Source organism: Streptomyces qaidamensis, assembly GCF_001611795.1.
GTDB classification, from domain to species: domain Bacteria; phylum Actinomycetota; class Actinomycetes; order Streptomycetales; family Streptomycetaceae; genus Streptomyces; species Streptomyces qaidamensis.
In genome coordinates, this window is sequence record NZ_CP015098.1 from 5,103,117 (window position 1) to 5,129,429 (window position 26,313).

A 26,313-nucleotide genomic window follows, 5' to 3' on the forward strand; every position below is an offset into this window, starting at 1 on the left:
ACGCCCCTCCAATCACCCGTCCGAGGGACCGTGAGGCAGGGGTAGGCGTGCGATGCTCGGGGAACGGCCCGGTTCTGTCACCATCTACACACTCTGCGTGACCGACACGCGGGCTCACCCCCCGAAAACTTCATGAAGGGAACCGGACATGGGTCCCCATCCTGCGGTCGCGGCGATACGCCTGGCGGTCCGCCGCGTCCTCCACGACCTCCTCACCGAACACCACCGCGCCCCCGCCGCGGTCCCGCACGCCCCCGCGCACTCCTCCCCGCGCGAGCATCCCCCAAGCTCCCGGCTGCGCTCGAGCAGGGAGGTATCCCCGCCCCCGCCGCTCGTGCTCGTGGCATGCTCCGGCGGCGCCGACTCCATGGCCCTCGCCTCCGCCCTGGCCTTCGAATCCCCCAAGCTCGGCATCAGGGCAGGCGGCGTCACCGTCGACCACGGCCTCCAGCCCGGATCCGACGCCCGCGCCGCGGAAGTCGTCCAGCGCCTGCGAGAGCTCGGCCTCGACCCCGTCGACTCCGTCGCCGTCACCGTCGGCCGCACCGGCGGACCCGAAGCCGCCGCCCGCGACGCCCGTTACGCCGCACTCGACACCGCCGCCGAACGCCACGGCGCCGCCGCGGTCCTGCTCGGCCACACCCGCGACGACCAGGCCGAGACCGTCCTCCTCGGCCTCGCCCGGGGCTCCGGCATCCGCTCCCTGTCCGGAATGGCCGCGGTCTCGGGGGCCGGCGGCCGCTACCGGCGCCCCTTCCTGGAACTGGACCGGCAGACCGCCCGCAAGGCCTGCATGGTCCAGTCCCTGCCCGTCTGGGACGACCCCCACAACGCCGACCCCGCCTACACCCGCTCCCGGCTGCGCCACGAGGGCCTGCCCGCCCTGGAGAAGGCCCTCGGCAAAGGCGTCGTCGAGGCCCTCGCCCGTACGGCCCGGCTCTCCCGCGACGACGCCGACGCCCTCGACTCCTGGGCCCGCCAGGCCGAGGCCAGCGTCCGCGACGCCGCAGGGCTCCTGGAGTGCGCCAAGCTCTACGCCCTGCCGCCCGCCGTACGCCGCCGCGTCCTGCGCCGTGCCGCCATCGAGGCCGGGGCACCCGCCGGGTCGCTGTTCGCCCGCCACATCGAGGAAATCGACCGGCTGATCACCGGCTGGCGCGGTCAGGGAGCCATCAACCTGCCCGGCAAGGTCGTGGCCCGGCGGCAGGGTGGCAGACTGGTGATTCGGCAAGGCTGAACCACGACCCCTCCCCGCAGTAGCCAGGAGGGGCCGCTCGGCCGGTGGGACGACCGAAAGTGATGCGGGTGGACGCGAAAGACATGGGTGCCGACCTCGAGAAGGTGCTCATCACCAAGGAAGAGATCGACGCCAAGCTGGCCGAACTGGCAGCGAAGATCGACGCGGAGTACGCGGGCAAGGATCTGCTGATCGTCGGAGTTCTCAAGGGCGCGGTGATGGTCATGGCCGACCTCGCCCGGGCGCTGTCCACCCCCGTCACCATGGACTGGATGGCCGTATCCTCGTACGGGGCGGGCACCCAGTCCTCCGGTGTGGTGCGGATCCTGAAGGACCTCGACACCGACATCAAGGGCAAGCACGTCCTGATCGTCGAGGACATCATCGACTCCGGCCTGACCCTGTCCTGGCTGCTCTCCAACCTCGGCTCGCGCGAGCCCGCATCCCTCAAGGTGTGCACGCTGCTGCGCAAGCCCGAGGCCGCGAAGGTGGCCATCGACGTGGAATGGGCCGGCTTCGACATCCCCAACGAATTCGTCGTGGGATACGGCCTCGACTACGCCGAGAAGTACCGCAACCTCCCGTTCGTCGGTACGCTCGCGCCCCACGTGTACGGCGGCTGAAAAACCCGGCCGCGGTGCCGTGCCGGTGATCGGGAACCCCAGCGGGCTTCCCGCCGTTGGAGCAGGCATAGGCGGATCGCCAGCCGTCCCACGCGGCTTCAGGTGACAATGCTGGGGTACCGTCCGAAGAACAGTCTTTATCAAACTCACTATGGCAGGAGGGACGGGGCGGCACCGCTCCGTATGGATGGACGTGAAGCGATACTTCCGTGGGCCGGTCATGTGGATCGTGCTGGCCGTCCTCGCCGTGGTCGTGTTGATGCAGGTCGTCGGCTCGTCCGGCGGCCACAAGACGGTGGACACCGGCCAGGTCGTCCAGGCGATCAACCAGAACAAGGTCGAGTCGGCCAAGCTGACCACCGGTGACGAATCGATCATCAAGGTCACGCTCAAGGACGGCGTAAAGGTCGAGGGCAGCTCGAAGATCCAGGCGAGCTACATCGGCACTCAAGGCGTTGACCTCGCCAATACGCTGCAGAACAAGTACCAGGACAAGCAGATCCCGGACGGCTACACGGTTTCGCCGTCCAAGCAGAACCCGTTCGTGGGCATCCTGCTCTCCCTGCTGCCCTTCGTACTGATCGTGGTCGTGTTCCTGTTCCTGATGAACCAGATGCAGGGCGGCGGCTCCCGGGTCATGAACTTCGGGAAGTCCAAGGCCAAGCTCATCACCAAGGACACCCCCAAGACCACCTTCTCCGACGTCGCCGGATCCGACGAGGCCGTCGAGGAGCTCCACGAGATCAAGGAGTTCCTCCAGGAGCCGGCCAAGTTCCAGGCCGTCGGCGCCAAGATCCCCAAGGGCGTCCTGCTCTACGGGCCTCCCGGCACCGGCAAGACCCTGCTCGCGCGTGCCGTGGCGGGCGAGGCGGGCGTCCCCTTCTACTCGATCTCCGGTTCCGACTTCGTCGAGATGTTCGTCGGTGTCGGTGCCTCCCGGGTCCGTGACCTGTTCGAGCAGGCCAAGGCGAACGCCCCGGCGATCGTCTTCGTCGACGAGATCGACGCGGTCGGCCGCCACCGCGGCGCCGGCCTCGGCGGCGGTCACGACGAGCGCGAGCAGACCCTGAACCAGCTCCTCGTCGAGATGGACGGCTTCGACGTCAAGGGCGGCGTGATCCTCATCGCCGCGACGAACCGGCCCGACATCCTCGACCCGGCGCTGCTGCGCCCCGGCCGCTTCGACCGGCAGATCGCCGTCGACCGCCCGGACATGCAGGGCCGTCTGGAGATCCTCAAGGTCCACCAGAAGGGCAAGCCGGTCGCGCCCGACGTCGACCTGTCGGCCATGGCCCGCCGTACGCCCGGCATGACCGGTGCCGATCTGGCCAACGTCCTGAACGAGGCGGCCCTGCTGACCGCCCGCAGTGACAAGAAGCTGATCGACAACCACATGCTGGACGAGGCGATCGACCGTGTGGTCGCGGGCCCGCAGAAGCGGACCCGGATCATGTCGGACAAGGAGAAGAAGATCACCGCGTACCACGAGGGCGGACACGCCCTGGTCGCGGCGGCCTCACCGAACTCCGATCCCGTCCACAAGATCACGATCCTGTCGAGAGGCCGGGCCCTCGGCTACACGATGGTGCTGCCGGACGAGGACAAGTACTCGACCACGCGCAACGAGATGCTGGACCAGCTGGCCTACATGCTGGGCGGCCGCGCGGCCGAGGAACTCGTCTTCCACGACCCGACCACGGGTGCCGCCAACGACATCGAGAAGGCCACCGGTCTGGCCCGCGCCATGGTCACGCAGTACGGCATGACCGAGCGTCTCGGCGCGATCAAGTTCGGTGGCGACAACACCGAGCCGTTCCTCGGCCGTGAGATGTCTCACCAGCGCGACTACTCGGAAGAGGTCGCCGCGCTCGTGGACGAAGAGGTCAAGAAGCTCATCGAGACCGCGCACAACGAGGCGTGGGAGATCCTGGTCGAGAACCGCGACGTTCTGGACAACCTGGTGTTGCAGCTGCTGGAGAAGGAGACGCTGGGCAAGGAGGAGATCGCCGAGATCTTCGCCCCCATCGTCAAGCGCCCGCCGCGGCCCGCCTGGACCGGTTCCTCCCGCCGTACGCCGTCCACCCGTCCGCCGGTCCTCTCCCCCAAGGAGCTGGCGCTGACGAACGGGGCGAACGGCGCGACGCCGGCCATCTCCACCGCGAAGAGCACCGTGGCGGAGCCCGCCCCGGCGCCCGAGCGGACCCCGGAGGACCGCCCCGAGAGCTGACCGGGCTCTCCCGGCCGGCCCACCGGCCCTGGAATGGATGCCGCGCCCCCCAGGTTTTAGCCTGGGGGGCGCGGCTTTGCGCCATATGCGCAGGCCCTCCGTGAAGAACACAGGAACGAGGCATCAGATGACCGACCCCGTGACGCTGGACGGCGAGGGCCAGATCGGCGAGTTCGACGAGAAGCGCGCCGAGAACGCCGTACGCGAACTCCTGATCGCGGTCGGCGAGGACCCGGACCGCGAGGGGCTGAGGGAGACGCCGGCGCGGGTGGCGCGGGCGTACAAGGAGATATTCGCGGGGCTGTGGCAGAAGCCCGAGGACGTGCTGACCACGACGTTCGACCTCGGGCACGACGAGATGGTCCTCGTGAAGGACATCGAAGTCCTGAGCTCCTGCGAACATCATCTCGTGCCGTTCGTCGGCGTCGCCCACGTCGGCTACATCCCGTCCGTCGAAGGCAAGATCACAGGCTTGTCGAAGCTCGCTCGGCTCGTGGACGTCTACGCCCGGCGCCCGCAGGTGCAGGAGCGGCTCACCACGCAGATCGCCGACTCCCTGATGGAGATCCTGGAGCCGCGCGGCGTGATCGTCGTCGTCGAGTGCGAGCACATGTGCATGTCGATGCGCGGCGTCCGGAAGGTGGGCGCGAAGACGATCACCTCGGCGGTCCGGGGACAGCTGCGCGACCCGGCGACCCGTAACGAGGCCATGAGCCTCATCATGGCCCGCTGACGCCGCTTCGCCTCACACCGTCGGGGCCACCCCCGTGCCGTCGTTCTCGTCGTCCTCCGGGAGCTTGCAGACGCGTTCCAGGAAGAGGGCGGCCACTATGACGCCGATGCCCGCGAGGACGGAGAGGCCGGCGTAGACGGCCTGGTCGCGGCGGGCGGGGATGTCGAGGGATTCCAGGAGGAAGACGCCGGTGCCGCCGTACATGCCGGCGACCAGGGCGGCGACCAGGGCGCTGGCATGGCCGAAGACGACCGCGCGGGCCGCCATGAGGGGGTCGACGCCCTTGGCCTCGGGCCGGCGCTCGCGCTGGGCCCTGAGCCGGGCGCGGATCGAGAGCGCCGTGGCCAGCAGGATCACGGCGATCACGGCCAGGACGATGGGGGCGGCCAGGGGGACGCTGGGGAGCGTTCCGACCGAGTTCCACAGGCGGGCGCCCGCCCAGGAGAGGACTCCGGCCACGACGAAGACGCCGGCCAGCACCCGGATACGCAGCTCTCTCACGGTGTCCCTTCGGTTCCCCCGGCTTCCGGCCCGGTTCGCGGCCGTCTTGACCTTAACGGCTACTCGGGCAGCCGGAGTTCCAGGTCGGTACGAGGCGCCACGCCGTCTCGGGTGACGGCGTCCAGCAGACCGGCGACCGGGCCCCGGCCGGGCAGCTGTGCCTCGGGGTCCAGGTCGTGCCAGGGAGCCAGGACGAAGGCGCGTTCGTGGGCCCGGGGGTGGGGGAGAGTGAGCTGCGGGTCCTCGGAGACGACGTCGGCGTAGGAGACGATGTCGACGTCGAGGGTGCGGGGGCCCCAGTGCTCGTCGCGGACGCGGTGGAAGGCCTCCTCGACCGCGTGCGCACGCTCCAGGAGCGAGGAGGGCGGGAGGGTGGTCTTGAGGACCACGACGGCGTTGAAGTAGGCGGGCTGGCTGCCGGGGTCCACGCCCCAGGGCTGGGTCTCGTAGACGGGGGAGACGCCCTTGATGCGGACGCCGGGCGTGTCGCCCAGGGCGTCGATGGCTCCCTGGAGGGTTTCCAGGCGGTTGCCGAGGTTGGAGCCGAGGGCGACCACGGCCCGTTTGGGGTTGGACAGGGTGGTGTCGGCGGCGTCGACCTTCTCGACGACGGAGGTGGGTACCGGCTGTACGGTCGGGTCGGTCGGACCCTTGATGAAGGGCGCGGTCATGCTCGGCTCCGGGTGATGGTGACGGTCACGTCGTCGAAGGGGACGGTGATCGGGGCGTCCGGTTTGTGGACGCAGACCTCGACCTCCTGCACTCCCTCGTGCTTCAGACAGGCCTGGGCGATGCGCTCGGCGAGCGTCTCGATGAGGTCGACGGGCTCGCCCTGGACGACGGCCACGACCTCCTCCGCCACGATGCCGTAGTGCACGGTCTTCGCCAGGTCGTCGTCGGCCGCGGCCGGTCGGGTGTCCAGGCCGAGGACAAGGTCCACGATGAAGGTCTGGCCCTCCCTGCGTTCCTCGGGGAACACACCGTGGTGCCCGCGGGCCTTCAGGCCGCGCAGCGCGACACGATCCACGCGAATCACTCCTGCAATCGTCGGTCAGGGCCGGGCGGTGCCGTGTGCGGTCGGCACACCGGCCTCGGTCGAATCTACCTGCGGGCACGGGCGGGCCCGGGCCACGGGGTGGCGGCTTTGGCCGGGCCCGGCGGGATTCATCCGGCGTTTCCCCTGGGGAACCCGTCGGTGCACAGGTTGGTAGCCGCCCCTACCCGGGCGCCCGTGATTCCAACCACTTCATGCCGCCTACCCACTCAGCCGGGGGTGTCGTCCTGTTCGTCCTCGTCGGTTTCGGCCAGGACGGGGGAAGCGTGGTGCGACCAGAGTTTCCACCCCAGGGGCGTGCGCCGGAACACGTTGGTGGCGACCACGAGCTGCCCGACGAGCGGGCCGAGCTCCTCGCCGGCGCCCTCGGGGGCGGGGCCGCCGCTGAGGATGTTCTCGGTGCAGTTGACCAGGGCGGTGTCGCCGGTGACGGAGACGTGCACGTCGGTGAGGAAGAACTGGATGTAGTCGGTGTTCGCCATGATGAGCGCGTACGACCTCAGGACCTCCCCCCGGCCGGTGAGCACGGGCCAGCCGGGGTGTACGCAGGAGACCACGCCGGTGTCGGCCGGGTCGTGGTAGCTCTCGTCGACGCCCAGGTCGGAGGGGGTGAGCCAGAGCGACGCCAGTTCCTCGAAGTCGCCCTGTTCCAGTGCCTCGTAGAAGGCGGTGTTGGCGGCCTCGACCTGCTCGACGTCGGTGTGCGGGGCGCTCACCGGGTTCCTTCTGTGCCGGTGCGGGCTCCCGCGATGGCGCGGGCGACGCGGACCGCGTCGGCCGTGGCGCGGACCTCGTGGACGCGGACGGCCCAGGCGCCGGCGTGCGCGGCGAGCGCGGAGACGGCGGCGGTGGCCGCGTCGCGTTCGCGTGCGGGCGGCGGCGGGCCGTCGGGGCCGGCGAGGATCCGGCCGAGGAAGCGTTTGCGGGAGGCGGCGACGAGCAGGGGGTGGCCGAGGGCGAGGACGCGGTCGAGGCCGGCGAGGAGGGCGAGGTCGTGCTCGGCGTCCTTGGAGAAGCCGAGGCCGGGGTCGACGATGACGCGGCCGGGCGCGATGCCTCCGGCCAGGACGGCCTCCACGCGTGCGTGCAGTTCGTCGACGACTTCGGTGACGACGTCGGTGTACTCGCCCCTGACGTTGCCGCCCTGGAGGAAGCCGCGCCAGTGCATGACGACGAAGGGGGCTCCGGCGTCGGCGACGGCCGGGATCATGCGGGGGTCGGCGAGGCCGCCGCTGACGTCGTTGACGAGGGCGGCGCCGGCCGCGAGGGCCCGTTCGGCGACGGAGGCGCGCATGGTGTCGACGGAGACCGTGACGCCCTCGGAGGCCAGGCCGCGGACGACGGGGACGACGCGGCGCAGTTCCTCGGCCTCGTCGACCCGGGTGGCTCCGGGGCGGGTGGACTCGCCGCCGACGTCGACCAGGTCGGCGCCCTCGGCGACCAGGTCCAGGCCGTGCTTGACGGCGGCCGTGGTGTCGAAGAAGCGGCCGCCGTCGGAGAAGGAGTCGGGGGTGACGTTCACGACTCCCATGACCGCGCAGCGGTCCCGTTCCGGTAGGCCCGCCACGCGCCCGCGTCCGCTCTGGTTGCTCATATGTTCAGCGTAGGCCCCGGCGGGGGTCGTCAGGCGTTGCGGCCCGGGCGACGGCCGCGTGGGGGATGCCGTGCTACGCCGCCCGGACACCCCGTTCCGCGGTGCCGTGGGCGCACGGGCGGTGGGCGGCCGGGCGTCGCCGGCGCAGGAAGCGCGGCAGGGGCAGGGCGAGCGTGACGAAGCCCTCGGCCTGCATCGCGGCGAATCCGATGCGGGGCAGGTCGGCGGAGGCGCGGTAGACGACGAAGCGCGGCTCCCAGCGCGGCTGGAACTTGGCGTTGAATTTGTACAGGGACTCGATCTGGAACCAGCGGGAGAGGAAGACCAGCAGTCCGCGCCAGGCGCGCAGTACCGGGCCGGCGCCGATCTTCTCGCCGCGTGCGAGGGCGGCGCGGAACATGGCGAAGTTGAGGGAGACGCGTGCGACGCCCAGTCTGGGGGCGGCCTGGAGGGCGGCCACGATGAGCAGTTCGTTCATTCCGGGGTCGGCCGAGCGGTCGCGGCGCATCAGGTCCAGGGAGACGCCGTCGGTGCCCCAGGGCACGAAGTGCAGGATCGCCTTCAGGTCGCCGTAGGGGCCCGGGTGGTCGTCCTGCTTGTGGGCGGTGGCGATGAGGCAGTCGCCGTCGGCGGGGTCGCCGACGCGGCCCAGGGCCATGGAGAAGCCGCGTTCGGTGTCGGTGCCGCGCCAGTCGTCGGCGGCCTGCCGGATGCGCTCCAGTTCGGCTTCGCCGAGGTCACGGACACGTCGTACCCGGGTTTCGTAACCGGCGCGCTCGATGCGCTTGACCATCTGGCGCACGTTGCGCATCGCGCGGCCGGCGAGGGAGAAATCCGCGACGTCCACCACCGCCTCGTCGCCCAGTTCGAGGGCGTCGAGCCCGGTCTCGCGGGTCCACACCTCGCCGCCGGTCTCGGAGCAGCCCATGACGGCGGGGGTCCAGGAGTGGGCCTTGGCCTCGTCCATGAACCGTTCGATGGCGCCGGGCCAGGCCTCGACGTCGCCGATCGGGTCGCCGCTGGCGAGCATCACGCCGGAGACCACGCGGTAGGTCACGGCGGCCTTGCCGCTGGGGGAGAAGACGACGGCCTTGTCGCGGCGCAGGGCGAAGTGGCCGAGGGAGTCGCGGCGCCCGTGCTTGTCGAGCAGGGCGCGCAGCCGGGCCTCGTCCTCCTCGGTGAGCCGTGCGGCGGGGTGTTCCGGGCGGAAGGCCAGGTAGATCGTGGTGACGGCGGTGAGCAGGCCGAGGGCGCCGAGGGAGAAGGCGACGGTCCAGGAGGTGTTGCCCTGGTAGTCGACCGGGCCCTCGAAGCCGAACAGGCCGTAGATGACGTGGGCGATGCGGTCGGCGAGGCTGGGGTCGCCGACGATGCGTTCGCCGTGGACGCTGACGATGAGCAGCCCGAGCAGGAGCGAACCGGCGCTCATGAGGACGAAGTTGGCGAGGGCCCGCCAGCGGCTGCGCGGGTCGGGCAGGGCGTTGAACTGGTCCCGGTGGCGCAGCAGGGGTGCCAGCAGGGCCAGGGAGATCAGCATCCCCACGAGTGAGTGCCGGTAGGTGAACTGCGCGACGGCACCGGCGGGCAGGAGCGCCACGGCGGCCCGCCACGCCCGGCGTTTGCCGCGCTTGAGGCCGTGCGCGAGCAGCAGCAACAGCACACCGGTGCTGAGGGCCAGGGCGGCCGCGAACGGGCCGAGCGCGCCGGGCAGGACCTCGGCGATGGCGTGCATCCGGCTGTGCCGGAAGCGGGGGAAGACGCCCGCGGCGATGTCCAGGACGCCCACCAGGGCGCAGGCTCTGCCGACGAGGACGGGGACGGCTTCGGGGCGTGGCCCGCGCAGTATCCGGCTCACCCGGCCCGGACGGGCCGTGCCGCTGCCGCGGCTCGGAACCTCGCCCGACATTTCCTCATCTGTCCTGACAGACATCGCATCCCGTAGTTCTGCGAGAGACCTTGGATCCGGTGCCGATTCGGGCATCCGGCGACATTGCGCCCTCTAGGACGGTGTCTCGTGGGGAGAGGTTCACTCCCCACGTCAAAGCCGTGTCAAAGGCCGAGGAAAGTCCGGGACAAGCCCTTGCGAAGGTGTGTGCGGGGCGGGCCGGGCAGAGAGTGCGGACAGGTAACCAACCCATGGGTCTGACGAGCAACAAAACGCTGGTGCTGGCGGTGCTGTCCGCGGTGCTGCTGTTCGCCGGCACGGTCTGGCTGTGGCCACGGCTGGCCCGGCGCAGTTGGCGTGCCGTGGGTGGGCGTATCGGCCTGCTGCTGGGCACGCAGCTGGCGCTGTTCGCCGCGGTGGGCCTCGCCGCCAACCAGGCCTTCGGCTTCTACGCGAGCTGGGCGGACCTGTTCGGGCAGGAGAAGGACCAGGGTGTGGTCGTCGACCACACGCCGGGCGGCGGTCCGCTGGAGGTGGTCGGCTCGCGCCGGGTGCCGGGGGCGGGCGGTGCGCTGCCCCGGGCCGGCGGCCGGGTCCAGGAGGTCGGCATCGTGGGCCGTACGACGCGGATCGCCACGCCCGCGTACGTCTATCTGCCGCCGGAGTACTTCCAGCCGCGGTACCGCACCCACAGGTTCCCGACGGCCGTCGTGCTGACCGGCTATCCGGGTACGGCGTCGGCGCTGGTGGAGAAGCTCCACTATCCGCGTACGGCTCTGGAACTTGCCCGGGACGGCCGGGCGAAGCCGATGATCCTCGTGATGATGCGGCCCACGGTGACGCCGCCCCGGGACACGGAGTGCGTCGACATCCCGGGTGGTCCGCAGACCGAGTCGTTCTTCGCGAAGGACCTCCCCGACGCGTTGCGCTCGCACTACAGGGTGGCCGAAAAGGCGGGCGGTCTGGGCATCATCGGCAACTCCACGGGCGGCTACTGCGCGTTGAAGATCGCGCTGCACCATCCCGATGTGTACGCCGCCGGGGCGGGCTTGTCCGCTTACTACAAGGCGCCGATCGACGCCACGACGGGCGATCTCTTCCAGGGCGACAAGGCGCTGCGCAATCGCGCCGATCTGTGGTGGTACCTCGCACACATGCCCGCTCCGGACACGTCGCTGCTGGTCAGCAGCAGCAGGCGGGGCGAGACCAACTACCGGGACACGCTGAGGTTCATAGAGCGGGTGAAGGACACCGGGCGGACGGGGATCTCGTCGATCGTCCTGGAAAGCGGCGGGCACAACTTCAACACCTGGCGGCGTGAGATTCCGGCGGCGCTGGAGTGGATGAGCGAGCGGCTGACAGAGCCATTGAAATGATCTTGGGAATGGGGAGAGCGGCCGATTCCGGTTCTTCCCGGGTTCTGATGCCGTGTGAACGTTTCGGTGTGGTTTTGTTTTTGCGGGGTGGGTCACCATGATTCGCCTACGCGCGGTAAGTTTCTGGCCATGCCACGTGGACGTCACCGTCATTCCCCGCCCCTTCACAGGATGCTGCCCCCGTCGGCGATCGCAGGCGTCTCCCTCGTCTGCGCGTTGGGGCCCTGGGTGTTCACGGAGCCGATGGTGCTCCGCGGTCTGGCCGCGGCCGCCGCGGCGACGGCGGTCATCGGCGCGGTCGTGCTGCGCCGTTGGGACACCCAGGCGGGCAAGCGCGTCGCCGACCTCACGCGCGCGCGTGCGAGCGACGAGTGGCGCTTCGAGGAACGCGTCGCCGAACTGGAGGCCGACCTGGACGAGTCGCGCGAACTGCGGGCGAAGCTGGAGCAGCGGCTGCGCGCCAAGCGCACGGAACTGGCCGGTCTGCGCAACGAACACGCCGCGCTGCTGCGCCGGTACGCCACTGCGGAGGCCGAACGCGCGAGCGTCCTCGAAGACCGCCGGATGCTCGAGATAGAGGCGACGGCTCCGGTACGGGCCGCGTTGCCGGCGGGGGCGTCGGCCACGGCGGACACCGCGCCGGACACGGACGGGCCGTCCGCCGCTCTCGCCGTGGAGGAGGAGCCCGCGGTTCCCCCCGTGTTCTCGCCCGAGGGTTCCCGGCTGTTCCTGCGGGCCGCGGTCGCACTCGCCCGCTTCGACGGCGAGACGGCGCCGGTCCCGGACCCGGACGGCGGCGGCGACGGCGACGGGGTCCCGAAGGGCGAGGACGCGGAGCCCGCGCAGGAGCCGAAGCAGGAGCAGGCGGAGCAGGAGCAGGCGGAGCAGCGGGAGCAGGCGCCGGAGGACGAGGCGCAGGGGCAGTCCGAGGCGGACGACGGGCACGAGCGCACGACCGCCGAGACGTCCGCGCCGACCGCCGGGACGTCCCTGCCCGGCGACGGGGCCGCCGTGCCGGCCGGCGAGAGCGGCCGGCTCCCGGAGCCCGCGCGGGCCGAGCAGCCCACGGGCCGGCGCTCCGGCCACTACACCGTGCCGACCGCCGTGGCCGTCCCGCCGCAGTCGCCGGTGCGGCGTCCGCAGGCCGGGGGCGGGTTCGACTTCTTCGGCACGAAGGCGGGCACCTCGCGGGCGGCCCTGGAAGCCGTACAGAACGAGGACCTCGCCGATGTCGTCGGCCAGGAGGCGCTCGCCCTGCACAAGGCCGAGACGGAGGCCCGCTACAAGCCGGCCGACGAGGAGTCTCGCGGCATCGGCCAGGTCATCGACCTGACGGCGCACGACGAGACGGAGCAGATCGACGTACAGGGGCTGCGCAGCGCGGTGTCCTGACGCTTCATCCGACGCAGGGCCCCTCGGCTACGGCCGAGGGGCCCTGCGCCTGTGCACGGTCACGCCATCCAGCGGTCCGGCCGCGCGTCCCGGCGCCCCGTGCGGGACCGTTCCGCCTGTGCCGCCAGCAGCTCGCGCCCCTCGGCCGCGTCCCGCAGCCGGGCCCGCACCGTCTTGTTCGCGCCCGTGTCCACACACACGTCGGCGAGGCCCCGGGCCCGTTCCCACGGCCCCTGTGTCATCCGCACGCTCTGCACCTTGGCGTGCGGCACCAGCGCCAGGCTCCGCCGCAGCAGCCCGGACCGGGACGCGAACACCGCGTCCGTGACGGCGAGTCCGTACCCGCGCCACCACAGCGGCACGCACCAGCGGGCGCTGCGCGGCGCCGGTGAAAGGTCCGCGGGTCCCGGCACGCTCACCCCGGGCAGCACGCGCGCGACGACGTCCTCGGCGATCTCGCGCGGGGCGACCGGCACCAGCACGGAGTTGGACGAGCCCGCGACATCCAGTTCGACGCGGACCCAGCCGCGCCGCCGCCACAGCAGCGGTTCCACGATCCGCACGGTCTGGACGCGTCCCGGCGGCACCGTCTCGTGCGACCGGTCCAGCAGCCCGTGGTCGATACGCAGCCCGTCGGGCGACTCGCCCAGCGTCCAGTCGTACTCGGCGACGAACCGCCCGACGCTGCTCGCGCCCGCCGCGCCCAGCAGCGGCAGGGCGACCGCGAGGACCGTCCACAGGCTGTGGGTGACCAGCCACAGCACCGGCGGGACGACGAGCGCCGCGGCCAGCGACAGCCAGGTCGCTCCCGTCAGCACCAGCGACAGGGCGAGAACGCCGGGCGGCACCCGCAACAGCCGCCGGGACGGGGCCTCACCGACCTCGTGCGCGGTCTCGGGTGCGAAACCGGCCGCCCGGGCGAGCAGTTCGGCCCGCAGCGTCCGCGCCTCGTCCGCGCCGAGGAAGGCCAGTTCGTCCTTCTTGTCGGTGCCTATGACGTCGAGTTTCAGCTTGGCGACGCCCGCGACCCGGGCCAGCAGCGGCTGGGTGACGTCGATGGCCTGGATCCGCTCCAGCCGGATGTGCGCGGTGCGCCGGAAGACCAGCCCGGTGCGGATGCGCAGTTCGGTCTCGGTCACCGCGAAGTGCGTGAACCACCAGGAGCAGAAGCCGTAGAGGGCTGCGGCCGGGACGAGCACCGCCAGGCCGATCAGCAGGGTGGTCGTCGTCAGCCGGGTCAGATGGCGCTGCGCCCCGTCCGGGTCGTGCACGGCCCAGCCGATCAGCACGGCGACCGGTGCCCAGGCGCGACGCAGCGGGGTGACGGGGTGCAGCCGCCGCTCGGTCACCTCTGGGGCGGCCTCGGAGGCCTCGGCGGCCCCGGGCGCCGTCACAGCCCCGCCGACCGGGCTTCGCCCAGCTCGGTGAGCCGGTCGCGCAGCCGCTCCGCCTCGGCCGGGTCCAGGCCGGGGATGGTCGCGTCGGTCGCCGCCGCGGCCGTGTGCAGCTGCACACTGGCCAGCCCGAAGTGCCGCTCGACGGGCCCGGAGGTGACCTCGACCAGCTGCATCCGCCCGTACGGCACCACCGTCTCCTCGCGCCACAGCACGCCCCGGCTGATCAGCAGGTCGTCGGCCCGCTCGGCGTACCGCCAGGAACGCCAGTTGCGCTCGGTCATCACCCAGCCCCAGACCAGCAGCGCCAGCGGCGGCAGTGCGAAGGCGGACCAGGCGGGCCCGGCCAGCAGCCCCGGCACCAGCCCGGCGGCCAGGGTGATCAGCCCGAGCCACACCACCAGCAGCAGCCGGCGCATCTTCAGCAGGCCGGGCGGCAGCGCGATCCACACCGGCTCGCCCCCGGCCGCCTCGACCGTGCCCTGCGACGCGTCCGGTCCCGTGTCCTGCGCACTCCCCGTATCCATGGGCCCAGCGTACGTAGGAGAGACTGTGTCCATGACTCCTACGACGGAGACCATGGTCGGAATCGGCGGCGCCGCGGAGAGCACCGACATGGTGCTCAACATCGGGCCGCAACACCCGTCCACCCACGGCGTGCTGCGGCTGAAGCTCGTCCTGGACGGCGAGCGCATCAGGCACGCGGAGCCGGTGATCGGCTACATGCACCGCGGCGCGGAGAAGCTGTTCGAGGCGCGCGACTACCGCCAGATCATCATGCTCGCCAACCGCCACGACTGGCTGTCGGCGTTCTCCAACGAGCTGGGCGTGGTCCTCGCCGTGGAGCGCATGCTCGGCATGGAGGTCCCCGAGCGCGCGGTGTGGCTGCGCACGCTGCTCGCCGAGCTGAACCGGGTGCTCAACCACCTGATGTTCCTCGGCTCGTACCCGCTGGAGCTCGGCGGGATCACCCCGATCTTCTACGCCTTCCGGGAGCGCGAGGAACTCCAGCACGTCATGGAGGAGATCTCCGGCGGGCGCATGCACTACATGTTCAACCGGGTGGGCGGCCTCAAGGAGGACCTGCCGGCCGGGTGGACCACCCGCGCGCGCACCGCCGTCGCCGACGTGCGCTCCCGCATGGACCGCTTCGACGACCTGGTGCTCGGCAACGAGATCTTCCGCGGCCGCACGAGGAACGTCGGTGTCCTCACCCCGGAGGCCGTGCACGCCTACGGGGTCAGCGGGCCGATCGGCCGCGGCTCGGGCGTCGACTTCGACCTGCGCCGCGACGAGCCGTACCTCGCCTACGGCGACCTCCAGGACACGCTGAAGGTGGTCACCCGGCAGGAGGGCGACTGCCTCGCCCGCTTCGAGTGCCTCCTGGAGCAGACGCACAACGCGCTGGATCTGGCCGACGCCTGCCTCGACCGGCTCGCCGAGCTGCCGCCCGGCCCGGTCAACCAGCGGCTCCCGAAGGTCCTGAAGGCACCCGAGGGCCACACGTACGCGTGGACCGAGAACCCCCTCGGCATCAACGGCTACTACCTCGTCAGCAAGGGCGAGAAGACCCCGTACCGGCTGAAGCTGCGCTCGGCGTCGTACAACAACATCCAGGCGCTGACGGAGCTGCTGCCGGGGACGCTGGTCGCGGACATGGTGGCGATCCTGGGGTCGATGTTCTTCGTGGTCGGGGACATCGACAAGTAAGGAACTCCGACAAGCAACGGACTCCGACAAGCAACGGACTCCGACAAGCAACGGACTCCGACAAGCAGGGGACTCCGACAAGCAGGGGACTCCGACAAGCGGGGGCTCATCCCCGGAACGGGTCCGGGATCCCGACCGGCTGGACCAGCCAGCCGAAGTCGCCCAGCCCGGCCTCCGCGGTGAGCTCGGCGGCCTCACCGGCGCTCGCGAGGGCGCGTACGTAGGCGGCGGGGTCGGTGGAGGCCAGCGTGAGCGGGGGCCGCGCGCCGGTCACGCCCAGGGTGCGCAGCGCCTCGCGCTGGGGGAGGACGCGACCGCCGGGCAGCGTGCACGCGTCCAGGGCGACGTGCGCGGTGATGTCGCAGGAGCCGTCCGGGACCGGTGTCGTCTCGCGGCCCTCGCGGAAGCCGGTCAGCGTCCCGAACGGGGGCCGGGTGTCCGCCGTGTGCGCGTAGTCCACGGCGACGGCGAGCCCCCGCCCGAGCGTCGCGACCGCCGCGGCCCACGCCTCGTCCCGGGGCAGACCGATCTCGGCTCGCAGTCCCTCCTCGCCGGGCAGCGGCCACCACCGCCGGAGCCACCGTGCCTGCTCCCCGTCCACCGGCTCCCCGAGCCGCTCGCTCCCGTCCCGGCGGACCAGCACCAGCCGCGCGACGCCCGAGGCGTCCACCTCCGCGACCTCCAGGGGCACGTTGTCCAGCCACTCGTTGGCGAAGAGCAGCCCGGTCGTCCCCCGTGGGGGCTCGGCCAGCCACTCGATCCGGTGATCGAGCCCGGCCGGCCGCTCGGCGATGTCGACGGCGTACGCGCGCGTGCGGGCCGCCACGCCCGCGGGCAGCGCGGCGAGCACGCCGCCCGTCAGCTCGCCCCGTCCGGCCGCCATGTCGACGAAGTCCAGGGCGGCGGGCCGCCCCAGCGCCTCGTCGACCCGGCACAGCAGCCGTGCCACAGCCCCGGCGAACAGCGGCGACGTGTGCACGGACGTCCGGAAATGCCCGGCCGGTCCCTCCGCGCGCCGGTAGAAGCCCCCCGGCGCGTAGAGAGCGTCCTGCGCCGCCGCACGCCACCCGCGCCACTCACTCCACTCTTCCCTCGTCCGTGCCGTCACCGGGCCAGGCTATGCGGACACAACGAACGCAACTCCACCTTGCGGAGTACGTGCGCCCGATGCGGATCGGTCCTCCGGTTGACCCCTGCACCTATCGCGCTTCCCTACGCTGGGTTACGTGCAGCGCCTCTATGATTTCCTCCGCAGGCACCCGATGTGGGTCGACGGCTTCTGGGCCGTGGTCCTCCTCGGGATTTCGGTGCTGGGCGGGGCGGCGGGCGAGCGGATCGGCCCATGGGCCGCGGTCCTCCCGATCACGCTGCTGCTGAGCCTCGTGGTCGCGCTGCGCCGCCGGATGCCGGAGAAGATGCTGCTGCTGGCGGCCGCGGTGGGCGTGGCGCAGCTGGTCACCGACGTCGCGATCCTGCCCGCCGACTTCGCCATGCTGGTGATCGTCTACACGGTCGCGGCGGAAGGTGCCCGCTGGGCCTCCCGCTTCGCACTGGTCGCCGGCCTGTGCGCGGCCCCCCTGGCGCAGCTGCGCTGGTCGAACGAGCAGACGGGTGTCGCGGGCGACATCGCCCTGGCGGTCCTCCAGACCGTCCCCTTCGCCCTCGCCTGGGTGCTCGGCGACTCCATCCGCACCCGCCGCGCCTACTTCGCGCAGCTGGAGGAGCGGGCCGCCCGCCTGGAGAAGGAGCGCGAGGCGCAGTCCAAGGTCGCCGTCGCCGCCGAACGGGCCCGGATCGCCCGCGAGTTGCACGACGTCGTCGCGCACAACGTCTCGGTGATGGTGGTCCAGGCCGACGGCGCCGCCTACGTCCTCGACGCCGCGCCCGACCAGGCGAAGAAGGCCCTGGAGACCATCTCCTCCACCGGCCGCCAGGCCCTCGCCGAGATGCGCCGCCTGCTCGGCGTGCTGCGCACCGGCGAGCACCAGGAGGCCGGCGAGTACGTGCCGCAGCCCGACGTGCAGCAGATCGAGGACCTCGTCGAGCAGTGCCGCACCTCCGGACTGCCCGTCGACTTCAAGGTCGAGGGCACGCCCCGCCCGCTGCCCAGCGGCGTCGAGCTCACCGCCTACCGCATCGTGCAGGAGGCGCTCACCAACACCCGCAAGCACGGCGGACCCAACGCGGGCGCGAGCGTCCGCCTGGTCTACTTCGACGACGGCCTCGGCCTGCTCGTCGAGGACGACGGCAAGGGCGCCCCGCACGAGCTGTACGAGGAGGGCGGGTTCGACGGCCAGGGCCACGGTCTGATCGGCATGCGCGAGCGGGTCGGTATGGTCGGCGGCACCCTGGACGCAGGCCCGCGCCCGGGCGGAGGATTCCGCATCAGTGCCCTGCTGCCGCTCAAACCCGCGCACTGACGCCGGCGCACGCCCCTGACTGACACCTGTAACGACCCCAGAGGGAAGAGGCCCGATGACGATCCGCGTGATGCTCGTCGACGACCAGGTGCTGCTGCGCACCGGGTTCCGGATGGTGCTCGCCGCCCAGCCGGACATGGAGGTCGTGGCGGAGGCGGGCGACGGCGTCGAGGCCCTCCAGGAACTGCGGACGGCCGAGGTCGACGTGGTGCTGATGGACGTCCGCATGCCGAAGCTCGACGGGGTGGAGACGACCCGCCGGATCTGCGCGGACACCGACCCGCCGAAGGTGCTCATCCTGACGACCTTCGACCTCGACGAGTACGCCTTCTCCGGGCTGAAGGCGGGCGCCTCCGGCTTCATGCTCAAGGACGTGCCCCCGGCGGAGCTCCTGGCCGCGATCAGGGCCGTGCACAGCGGTGACGCGGTCGTGGCGCCCTCCACCACCCGGCGCCTCCTGGACCGCTTCGCCCCGATGCTGCCCGGCACCAAGCAGCCCCAGCACAAGGAACTGGAGCGGCTCACCGAGCGGGAGCGCGAGGTCATGGTGCTGGTCGCGCAGGGGCTGTCCAACGGCGAGATCGCGGCGCGGCTGGTGCTGTCGGAGGCGACGGTGAAGACGCACGTGGGCCGCATCCTGACCAAGCTGGGGCTCCGGGACCGGGTGCAGGTCGTGGTGCTGGCCTACGAGACGGGGCTGGTGCGGGCCGGCGGGCACGGCTGACCCGCACGCGCGAGCCCGCTACCTGAGGATCCCCTCCAGGAACTCGCTGCCGAGCCGGGCCACCACCGTCACGTCCAGCTGGTGCAGGACGTAGCGGCCGCGGCGGCGGGTGGTGATCAGGCCCGCCTTCTTCAGCACGGCCAGGTGCCGGGATATCTCCGGGGCCGTCATGCCGTGCACCTGCGCCAGCTCGCTGGTGGTGTGCGCGCTGCGGGCCAGATGGCGGCACATGCGCATCCGGACCGGGTGGGACAGCGCGGTCATCCGCATGGCCAGCTGTTCGAGCGTCTGCGGCGCGGCGAGCTCCGGGGAGCCGACCGGGTAGTGCAGCACCGGCTGCCAGCCGTGCCGGTGCAGGACCATCAGATGCGGCCAGCCGAGGCTGGTCGGGACGAGCAGCAGGCCGCCGTCGCCCGTGGCCGTACGGCCGTCGCCCAGCTTGTCGACCGTGATCCGGGCGGCCTCCTCGTCGAGCGTGATCGCCGGGGACACCGCGGCCAGCGCCTCGGCCAGGCCCTTGCGCCGCAGCAGGTCCGTCTTGTGCCGGGCGTCCGCGGCGAGCTGGTGGCGCAGCCGGGCCCAGGCCTCCGCGAAGAACGCCTCGTCGCAGTCCCGGAGGAACTGCCGCAGCCAGGCCCGGATCCGGGGCGGGTCGGCCAGCAGCCGCTCCCCGAAGCGCAGTTGCCGCGGTCCGCGCGCGGCGGCCAGCTCCAGCGCCCGGCGGCGCGTCTCCGGGTCGGACAGCGTCGTCGGCCCGGTTTCGCCGTAGCAGGTGCCACAGGTGAACTCCATTGCGGCGTCCACGAACTGCTCGTCGGACAGCTTGTCGAGCTGGTCCAGTTCCTCGGCGAGGGTCGCGCCCGGGAGCGTGCGCCGGTCCGGCAGGCCCGCCCAGGGCAGGAACAGGTCCGAGAACGTCGTCCGCCACAGGAAGTCCGCCTCGCACATGCGGTCGGCCAGATGCGGGTCGAGCCGGGCCGTCACGCCCGTCACCCAGCCCTGCAGGCCCGGGTGGTGGGCCGGTTCGGACAGCGCGTGCAGCCCCTGGCCGAGCTCGGCCAGGGGCGAGGGCACGACGGCGACCCCCTCCGGCCGCAGCCCCGCGATGTCGATGTGCACGCTCATGCCCTCATGGTGCACCCGGCCACTGACAACGCCCCCGCCGATTGACGGGCCTCGTCAATCGACGCGACGCCACGCGCGGCGCGGGCGCACCGTGGGACCACCGGGGCAGCCGCGGAGCCTTCGGACCTCCATCACCCCGTCCCGCAGAGGCGATTCACCATGAACAGCACGCAGCAGCACCTCCTCGACGCCTACCGCGCCCGCTCCCTGGGCGAGCCCGTCCCGCCCGCGCCGGGCACGCGCGACCGGCGGGTCGTGCGGGAACGGCGCTCCCGCCCGGTCCGCCACGGGCTCCGCGACGTCCTGGGCCGGTTGCGGCGGCGCCCTACCTGACCTGCTCCGGCAGCCGGGCCACGAACTCCGCCACCGCCGCCTTCACGTCCTCGGCGGTCCACTCCGTCCCGGCGGCCCGCACATGCACCTCCGTCAGCGACAGCCCGGGCCCGCCCCGGTCCCAGGCGTTGCCGAACAGCATGACCCCCGTCTCCCCGGCCGTCCGCACCGCCGCCTCCCCGAGGACGTCCGGCTCGTAGGGCAGCCACACCTGGAAGTCGTGGGTGTGCGGCACCTCCGGGTGCACGCGCGCCCACGGCACCCCGGCCGCCGCGAACCCCTCGCGCAGGGCGGCGGCCACCACGCGCGCGTGGAGTACGTACTCCGGCAGCCGGGGCAGCTCCCGGTCCAGCCCGACCAGCACCGACAGCACCGTCGGGAACTGCTGGAAGACCATCCCGCCGTACCGGTGCCGCCAGGCCTTCGCCTCCTCGACGAGCTCCCTGGGGCCCGCGAGCGCCGCGCCGCCGAACGCTTCGAGGGACTTGTAGAACGACACGTAGACGCTGTCGGCCAGGCCCGCGATCTCCTCCAGGGGCCGGCCGAAGTGGACGGTGGACTCCCACAGGCGGGCCCCGTCGAAGTGCACCACCGCGTCCCGGTCCCGGGCGGCCTCGACGACCTCGGTGAGCTCCTCCCAGGTGGGCAGCACGAAACCGGCGTCCCTGAGGGGAAGTTCCAGCATCAGCGCCCCGAAGGGCTCCTCGAAGTCGCGTACCTCGGCCGCGGTGGGAAGCCGCGGCTCGCTCGTCAGCCGCAGCGGGCGCAGGCCCCCGAGCTCGCTGAACGCGTTCCGCTCGTGCACCTCGGGATGGCTGAGCGCGTGCAGGGCGACGGCCGGGTCCCCGGTGCGGCCCGCCCAGCAGCGCAGGGCCACCTGCTGGGCCATGGTGCCCGTCGGGAAGAACGCGGCGGCCTCGGTGCCGAGCAGCCCGGCGACCTTCGTCTCCAGGGCCTCGACGACGCCGTCGCCGTACACGTCGGACAGTTGGTCCAGGTCGTGGACGCCCTCCGCTTCCGACAGCACCGCCAGGCGCTCCCGCAGGGTCCGGTGGAAGCCGAAGCGCGCGAACACGCGCCGGGCCGAGCGATGGGCGGCCAGCCGCCGCTCCCGCAGCCCCGCGCCCCGATCCTCGTCCGCCACCTGTCCGTCCCGCTGCGCTGTCTCCGTCATGCCCCGGATCCTCCCTCGCGCGCGTGCGGCAGGGCATCCGCATTTCCGAACGCCCTTCGGGGGGACGACGCACGGGCATGCACAGCCTGTGGACGACCGAACGCCCCCCGAACCGATCGCGTTAACATGACGAGAAATCGTCCGGTACCCGGAGCGGACTGGAACGGGAAGGCCGCCGTCGAGTGAACACAACCCCACAGCCAGACCCCAAGGACCGCCCCGCGCGGCTCACCGTCGGCGTCGTCGGCGCCGGCCGCGTGGGTCCCGCGCTGGCGGCGTCCCTGCAGCTCGCCGGGCACCGCCCGGTCGCCGTCTCCGCCGTCTCGGAGGCCTCCCGGCGCCGTGCCGGGCAACTGCTGCCCGACGTGCCGGTGATGCCGCCCGCCGAGGTCCTCCAGCGGTCCGACCTGGTGCTGCTGACCGTTCCCGACGACGCCCTGCCCGGCCTGGTCACCGGCCTCGCCGACACCGGGTCCGTCCGGCCGGGCCAGCTCCTCGTCCACACCTCCGGGCGCTACGGCACGCGGGTCCTCGACCCCGCCCTGCGCGCGGGCGCCCTGCCGCTCGCCCTGCACCCCGCGATGACCTTCACGGGCACCCCCGTGGACGTCCAGCGCCTGGCCGGCTGCTCCTTCGGCGTCACCGCGCCCGAGGAGCTGCGCCTGGCCGCCGAGGCCCTGGTCATCGAGATGGGCGGCGAGCCGGAGTGGATCGCCGAGGAGAACCGGCCGCTCTACCACGCGGCCCTCGCCCTGGGCGCCAACCACCTGGTCACGCTGGTCGCCCAGTCCATGGAGCTGCTGAGCGCCGCCGGCGTCTCGGCCCCCGACCGGATGCTCGGCCCGCTGCTCGGCGCGGCCCTGGACAACGCCCTGCGCTCCGGCGACGCGGCCCTGACCGGCCCGGTCGCGCGCGGGGACGCGGGCACGGTCGCCGCGCACGTCGACGAGCTGCGCCGGCACGCCCCGCAGACCGTCGCCGGCTACCTGGCGATGGCCCGCGCGACCGCCGACCGGGCCCTGGCGCACGGCCTGCTGAAGCCGGAACTCGCCGAGGACCTCCTCGGGGTACTCGCCCACGGGACCGACGGCACCGAAGGGGACGCCCGATGACCACCACCCTGCTGCGCACCGCCGGGGAACTGCACGCACGCGCGCGTGCGGGGCGCCGGGCCGTGGTGATGACCATGGGCGCGCTGCACGAGGGCCACGCCACGCTGATCCGCACCGCGCGCGGCATCGCCGGGCCGGACGGCGAGGTCGTCGTCACCGTCTTCGTCAACCCGCTCCAGTTCGGCAAGGGCGAGGACCTCGACCGCTACCCGCGGACCCTGGACGCCGACATCGAGCTCGCCGGACAGTCGGGCGCGGACGCCGTGTTCGCGCCCTCCGTGGACGAGGTCTACCCCGGCGGCGAGCCCCAGGTGCGCATCACCGCCGGCCCGATGGGCGAGCGCCTGGAGGGCGCCTCCCGCCCCGGCCACTTCGACGGCATGCTCACCGTCGTCGCCAAGCTGCTGCACCTCACCCGCCCCGATGTCGCCCTGTACGGCCAGAAGGACGCCCAGCAGCTCGCGCTGATCCGCCGCATGGTGCGGGACCTGAACTTCGGCGTGGAGATCGTCGGTGTGCCCACCGTCCGCGAGGAGGACGGCCTGGCCCTGTCCAGCCGCAACCGCTACCTGTCGGCTCGGGAGCGGCGCACCGCCCTCGCCCTGTCCGGGGCGCTGTTCGCGGGCCAGGACCGGCACGCCGCGCAGGAGGCGCTGCGCGCCCGGGCCCGTGAAGTGCCCGCCACGCGCGCGCGAGCCGAGGCGCTCAGCGCCATAGGGGAGTCCCGCGCGGCCGCCGACACGCACGCCGTGGCGACGGCCGTCCCGGGCGGCCCGGCGGCGGTCCGCGCGGCCGCCCGCCAGGTCCTCGACGAGGCCGCGCGCCTCGACCCGCCGCTCGCGCTGGACTACCTCGCCCTGGTCGACCCGTCCGACTTCACGGAGATCGGGGACGACTTCACGGGCGACGCGGTCCTCGCCGTCGCCGCCCGGGTCGGGGCGACCCGGCTGATCGACAACATCCCCCTCACCTTCGGAAGCTTCGGAGCCGCCTCGTGACCACCACAGGCATACGACTGCACGCGCCCGCCGCCGGGTGGTCCATCGCCGCGGACGTGGTCGTCGTCGGCTCCGGCGTCGCCGGGCTGACCGCGGCCCTGCGCTGCGAGGCCGCCGGCCTGCGCACGGTCGTCGTCACCAAGGCCCGTCTCGACGACGGCTCCACCCGCTGGGCCCAGGGCGGCATCGCCGCCGCCCTCGGCGAGGGCGACACCCCCGAGCAGCACCTCGACGACACCCTGGTCGCCGGCGCGGGCCTGTGCGACGAGGAAGCGGTCCGCCTCCTCGTCACCGAGGGCCCCGACGCCGTACGCCGCCTGATCGAGACCGGCGCCCGGTTCGACGAGTCCGAGGGCGAGCTGGCACTGACCCGCGAGGGCGGCCACCACCGTCGCCGCATCGCCCACGCCGGCGGCGACGCCACCGGCGCCGAGATCTCCCGCGCCCTGGTCGAGGCCGTCCGCGCGCGGGGCATGCGCACCGTCGAGAACGCGCTCGTCCTGGACCTCCTCACGGACGCCGAGGGCCGCACCGCCGGTGTCACCCTGCATGTGATGGGGGAGGGCCAGCACGACGGCGTGGGGGCCGTCCACGCCCCCGCGGTGGTCCTCGCCACCGGCGGCATGGGCCAGGTCTTCTCCGCCACCACCAACCCCTCGGTGTCGACGGGCGACGGTGTGGCGCTCGCGCTGCGGGCCGGCGCGGAGGTCAGTGACCTGGAGTTCGTCCAGTTCCACCCGACCGTGCTGTTCCTGGGCCCGGACGCGGAGGGCCAGCAGCCCCTGGTCTCCGAGGCCGTGCGCGGCGAGGGCGCCCACCTGATCGACGCCGACGGCGTCCGCTTCATGGTCGGACAGCACGAACTCGCCGAGCTGGCCCCCCGCGACATCGTCGCCAAGGGCATCACGCGGCGCATGCTGGAGCAGGACGCCGAGCACATGTTCCTCGACGCCCGGCACTTCGGCGCCGAGATGTGGGAGCACCGCTTCCCGACGATCCTGGCCGCCTGCCGCGCCCACGGCATCGACCCGGTCACCGCCCCCATCCCGGTCGCCCCGGCCGCCCACTACGCCTCCGGCGGCGTCCGCACCGACTCCCACGGCCGTACGACCGTCCCCGGCCTGTACGCGTGCGGCGAGGTGGCCTGTACCGGCGTGCACGGCGCCAACCGCCTGGCGTCCAACTCCCTGCTCGAAGGCCTCGTCTACGCCGAGCGCATCGCGGACGACATCGCGGCGAACGGCCTGCACGCGCGCGTGCCCCAGCCGCTCCCGCACCCGGAGGTCCCCGAGCACCCCCTGCAGACCCCCGAAGCCCGCTTCACGATCCAGCGGATCATGACGGCCGGGGCGGGCGTCCTGCGCTCGGCGGGCTCCCTCACCAAGGCCGCCGACCAGCTCCAGCGCCTGCACACCGACGCCAAGGAGGCCCTCGCCGAGAACGGCAAGACGGCCGAGGCCGGCGTGGACACCTGGGAGGCCACCAACCTCCTGTGCGTGGCCCGCGTCCTGGTCGCCGCCGCCCTGCTGCGTGAGGAGACCCGGGGCTGCCACTGGCGCGAGGACCGCCCCGAGCGCGACGACAGCGCCTGGCGCCGCCACATCGTCGTGACCCTGAACCCGGACCGCACGCTGGCCGTGCACACCACGGACACCACAGACTTCCCCCCGACGGCTTTCCCGCCCCAGGCCCCCCAGGAGCAGTGACCGACGTGAGCACCCCCGACCTTCCCCTCGCCTCCTCCGGAGGCTGCGGAGACGGCTGCGCCTGCGGCGCGGACGACGAGGCATACCTGGAGTGCGGCCTGGACCCCGCACTCGCCCAGCTCCTGGCCGACGCCGGCCTCGACCCCGTCGAGGTCGAGGACATCGCCAACGTCGCCCTCCAGGAGGACCTGGCCCACGGCGTGGACGTGACGACGGTGGCGACCATCCCCGAGGACGCGGTGGCCACGGCCGACTTCACCGCCCGCGAGGCCGGCACCGTGGCCGGGCTGCGCGTCGCCGAGGCGGTCATCTCGGTGGTCTGCGAGCCGGAGCTGGAGATCGAGCGCCACGCCGAGGACGGCGACCGCGTCGAGGCGGGGCAGAAGCTCCTGTCCGTCACCACCCGCACCCGCGACCTGCTCACGGCCGAGCGCAGCGCGCTGAACATCCTGTGCCGCCTGTCGGGCATCGCGACGGCCACGCGCGCGTGGGCGGACGTCCTGGACGGCACCAAGGCCAAGGTCCGCGACACCCGCAAGACCACGCCGGGCCTGCGCTCCCTGGAGAAGTACGCGGTCCGCTGCGGCGGCGGCGTCAACCACCGCATGTCCCTCTCGGACGCGGCGCTGGTCAAGGACAACCACGTGGTCGCGGCGGGCGGCGTCGCCCAGGCCTTCCAGGCGGTCCGCGAACGCTTCCCCGACGTCCCCATCGAGGTCGAGGTCGACACCCTGGACCAGCTCCGCGAGGTCCTGGACGCCGGCGCCGACCTGATCCTGCTGGACAACTTCACGCCGGGCGAGTGCGAGGAGGCCGTCGCCGTCGTCTCGGGCCGCGCCGCCCTGGAGGCCTCGGGCCGCCTCACCCTGGGCAACGCCAAGGCCTACGCGGACACCGGCGTCGACTACCTGGCGGTGGGGGCCCTCACCCACTCCTCGCCGATCCTGGACATCGGCCTCGACCTGCGGCCGGCGGAGTAGGGAGCGGGTACGGGC

Annotated in this window: 25 protein-coding genes; 14 read left to right on the top strand and 11 right to left on the bottom strand. The window is 72.6% G+C overall.

Features of this window, described 5'->3' with window-relative positions:
* Positions 1 to 148 precede the first annotated feature (148 nt).
* The 4 genes from tilS to folE all read left to right on the top strand — a co-directional run bounded on the left by tilS (position 149) and on the right by folE (position 4,820).
* The gene (gene tilS / locus A4E84_RS22675; RefSeq protein ID WP_062928344.1) at positions 149 to 1,237 is read left to right on the top strand and encodes a tRNA lysidine(34) synthetase TilS; all 1,089 of its coding nucleotides are present in this window, start codon (positions 149 to 151) and stop codon (positions 1,235 to 1,237) included.
* Positions 1,238 to 1,320: 83 nt separating this feature from the next.
* Positions 1,321 to 1,860: a hypoxanthine phosphoribosyltransferase gene (hpt, locus tag A4E84_RS22680; RefSeq protein ID WP_237304982.1), complete on the top strand. Its 540-nt coding sequence runs from the start codon at positions 1,321 to 1,323 to the stop codon at positions 1,858 to 1,860.
* 187 nt (positions 1,861 to 2,047) lie between these two features.
* On the top strand, positions 2,048 to 4,087 hold the full coding sequence (gene ftsH / locus A4E84_RS22685; protein WP_062928345.1) for an ATP-dependent zinc metalloprotease FtsH: 2,040 nt from the start codon (positions 2,048 to 2,050) through the stop codon (positions 4,085 to 4,087).
* Between the two features lie 127 nt (positions 4,088 to 4,214).
* Positions 4,215 to 4,820: a GTP cyclohydrolase I FolE gene (gene folE, locus A4E84_RS22690; protein WP_062928346.1), complete on the top strand. Its 606-nt coding sequence runs from the start codon at positions 4,215 to 4,217 to the stop codon at positions 4,818 to 4,820.
* A 12-nt stretch (positions 4,821 to 4,832) separates the two neighbouring features.
* Here folE and A4E84_RS22695 read toward each other — a convergent pair whose 3' ends face one another.
* The 6 genes from A4E84_RS22695 to A4E84_RS22720 form a co-directional block, all read right to left on the bottom strand.
* A complete protein-coding gene (locus A4E84_RS22695) occupies positions 4,833 to 5,321 on the bottom strand; it encodes a DUF3180 domain-containing protein (protein WP_062928347.1) in 489 nt (162 codons plus the stop codon).
* Between the two features lie 59 nt (positions 5,322 to 5,380).
* Entirely contained in the window at positions 5,381 to 5,992 is a 612-nt protein-coding gene (gene folK, locus A4E84_RS22700; protein WP_062928348.1) for a 2-amino-4-hydroxy-6-hydroxymethyldihydropteridine diphosphokinase, read from the bottom strand.
* On the bottom strand, positions 5,989 to 6,348 hold the full coding sequence (gene folB / locus A4E84_RS22705; RefSeq protein ID WP_062928349.1) for a dihydroneopterin aldolase: 360 nt from the start codon (positions 6,346 to 6,348) through the stop codon (positions 5,989 to 5,991). The genes folK and folB overlap by 4 nt, the downstream gene beginning before the upstream one ends.
* Positions 6,349 to 6,584: 236 nt before the next feature.
* Complete coding sequence (locus tag A4E84_RS22710) at positions 6,585 to 7,091, bottom strand: nuclear transport factor 2 family protein (RefSeq protein ID WP_062928350.1); 507 nt, start codon at positions 7,089 to 7,091, stop codon at positions 6,585 to 6,587.
* Positions 7,088 to 7,969 carry a dihydropteroate synthase gene (gene folP, locus A4E84_RS22715; protein WP_079129077.1) on the bottom strand — a complete coding sequence of 294 codons (882 nt, stop codon included), beginning with the start codon at positions 7,967 to 7,969 and terminating at the stop codon, positions 7,088 to 7,090. Before folP ends, A4E84_RS22710 begins: the two co-directional genes overlap by 4 nt.
* 73 nt (positions 7,970 to 8,042) lie before the next feature.
* Entirely contained in the window at positions 8,043 to 9,875 is a 1,833-nt protein-coding gene (locus A4E84_RS22720; RefSeq protein WP_062928352.1) for a phosphatidylglycerol lysyltransferase domain-containing protein, read from the bottom strand.
* Positions 9,876 to 10,105: 230 nt separating this feature from the next.
* Here A4E84_RS22720 and A4E84_RS22725 point away from each other — a divergent pair, with 230 nt between their 5' ends.
* A complete protein-coding gene (locus A4E84_RS22725) occupies positions 10,106 to 11,230 on the top strand; it encodes an alpha/beta hydrolase (protein ID WP_062928353.1) in 1,125 nt (374 codons plus the stop codon).
* Between the two features lie 171 nt (positions 11,231 to 11,401).
* Positions 11,402 to 12,622 carry a hypothetical protein gene (locus A4E84_RS22730; protein ID WP_079129078.1) on the top strand — a complete coding sequence of 407 codons (1,221 nt, stop codon included), beginning with the start codon at positions 11,402 to 11,404 and terminating at the stop codon, positions 12,620 to 12,622.
* A gap of 59 nt (positions 12,623 to 12,681) precedes the next feature.
* On the opposite strand, the gene A4E84_RS22735 is transcribed toward A4E84_RS22730, so the two are convergent.
* Together A4E84_RS22735 and A4E84_RS22740 are read right to left on the bottom strand one after the other, a co-directional pair.
* A complete protein-coding gene (locus tag A4E84_RS22735) occupies positions 12,682 to 14,016 on the bottom strand; it encodes a PH domain-containing protein (RefSeq protein WP_062928355.1) in 1,335 nt (444 codons plus the stop codon).
* Positions 14,013 to 14,543, bottom strand: a complete 531-nt coding sequence (locus tag A4E84_RS22740) for a PH domain-containing protein (protein WP_062928356.1) — start codon at positions 14,541 to 14,543, stop codon at positions 14,013 to 14,015. Before A4E84_RS22740 ends, A4E84_RS22735 begins: the two co-directional genes overlap by 4 nt.
* Before the next feature lie 31 nt (positions 14,544 to 14,574).
* Between A4E84_RS22740 and A4E84_RS22745 the strand changes: the two genes are divergently transcribed.
* Positions 14,575 to 15,726 (top strand): NADH-quinone oxidoreductase subunit D, encoded by a 1,152-nt coding sequence (locus tag A4E84_RS22745; RefSeq protein ID WP_062928357.1) that lies wholly within the window; start codon positions 14,575 to 14,577, stop codon positions 15,724 to 15,726.
* 106 nt (positions 15,727 to 15,832) lie between these two features.
* Here the strand turns inward: A4E84_RS22745 and A4E84_RS22750 are convergent, their stop codons facing one another.
* Positions 15,833 to 16,834: an SAM-dependent methyltransferase gene (locus tag A4E84_RS22750; protein ID WP_062928358.1), complete on the bottom strand. Its 1,002-nt coding sequence runs from the start codon at positions 16,832 to 16,834 to the stop codon at positions 15,833 to 15,835.
* A gap of 118 nt (positions 16,835 to 16,952) precedes the next feature.
* On the opposite strand from A4E84_RS22750, the gene A4E84_RS22755 reads away from it, so the two are divergent.
* Both A4E84_RS22755 and A4E84_RS22760 read left to right on the top strand, forming a co-directional pair.
* A complete protein-coding gene (locus A4E84_RS22755; RefSeq protein WP_062928359.1) occupies positions 16,953 to 18,146 on the top strand; it encodes a sensor histidine kinase in 1,194 nt (397 codons plus the stop codon).
* A gap of 55 nt (positions 18,147 to 18,201) precedes the next feature.
* The gene (locus A4E84_RS22760; RefSeq protein ID WP_062928360.1) at positions 18,202 to 18,870 is read left to right on the top strand and encodes a response regulator; all 669 of its coding nucleotides are present in this window, start codon (positions 18,202 to 18,204) and stop codon (positions 18,868 to 18,870) included.
* An 18-nt stretch (positions 18,871 to 18,888) separates the two neighbouring features.
* On the opposite strand, the gene A4E84_RS22765 is transcribed toward A4E84_RS22760, so the two are convergent.
* Positions 18,889 to 19,995 carry a DUF5937 family protein gene (locus A4E84_RS22765; RefSeq protein WP_062928361.1) on the bottom strand — a complete coding sequence of 369 codons (1,107 nt, stop codon included), beginning with the start codon at positions 19,993 to 19,995 and terminating at the stop codon, positions 18,889 to 18,891.
* 159 nt (positions 19,996 to 20,154) lie between these two features.
* Here A4E84_RS22765 and A4E84_RS43495 point away from each other — a divergent pair, with 159 nt between their 5' ends.
* A complete protein-coding gene (locus tag A4E84_RS43495; protein WP_167455414.1) occupies positions 20,155 to 20,328 on the top strand; it encodes a hypothetical protein in 174 nt (57 codons plus the stop codon).
* Here the strand turns inward: A4E84_RS43495 and A4E84_RS22770 are convergent.
* Positions 20,321 to 21,502, bottom strand: coding sequence for a threonine aldolase family protein (locus tag A4E84_RS22770; RefSeq protein ID WP_062928362.1), 1,182 nt, complete (start codon positions 21,500 to 21,502; stop codon positions 20,321 to 20,323). The genes A4E84_RS43495 and A4E84_RS22770 overlap by 8 nt on opposite strands.
* A gap of 182 nt (positions 21,503 to 21,684) precedes the next feature.
* On the opposite strand from A4E84_RS22770, the gene A4E84_RS22775 reads away from it, so the two are divergent.
* The 4 genes from A4E84_RS22775 to nadC are packed head-to-tail and all read left to right on the top strand — an operon-like array spanning position 21,685 to position 26,298.
* Positions 21,685 to 22,614: a Rossmann-like and DUF2520 domain-containing protein gene (locus A4E84_RS22775; protein WP_062928363.1), complete on the top strand. Its 930-nt coding sequence runs from the start codon at positions 21,685 to 21,687 to the stop codon at positions 22,612 to 22,614.
* A complete protein-coding gene (gene panC, locus A4E84_RS22780) occupies positions 22,611 to 23,612 on the top strand; it encodes a pantoate--beta-alanine ligase (RefSeq protein WP_062928364.1) in 1,002 nt (333 codons plus the stop codon). The genes A4E84_RS22775 and panC overlap by 4 nt, the downstream gene beginning before the upstream one ends.
* On the top strand, positions 23,609 to 25,318 hold the full coding sequence (locus A4E84_RS22785; RefSeq protein ID WP_062928365.1) for an L-aspartate oxidase: 1,710 nt from the start codon (positions 23,609 to 23,611) through the stop codon (positions 25,316 to 25,318). Before panC ends, A4E84_RS22785 begins: the two co-directional genes overlap by 4 nt.
* Positions 25,319 to 25,323: 5 nt before the next feature.
* Positions 25,324 to 26,298 (top strand): carboxylating nicotinate-nucleotide diphosphorylase, encoded by a 975-nt coding sequence (gene nadC / locus A4E84_RS22790; RefSeq protein ID WP_062931562.1) that lies wholly within the window; start codon positions 25,324 to 25,326, stop codon positions 26,296 to 26,298.
* Positions 26,299 to 26,313: the final 15 nt, after the last annotated feature.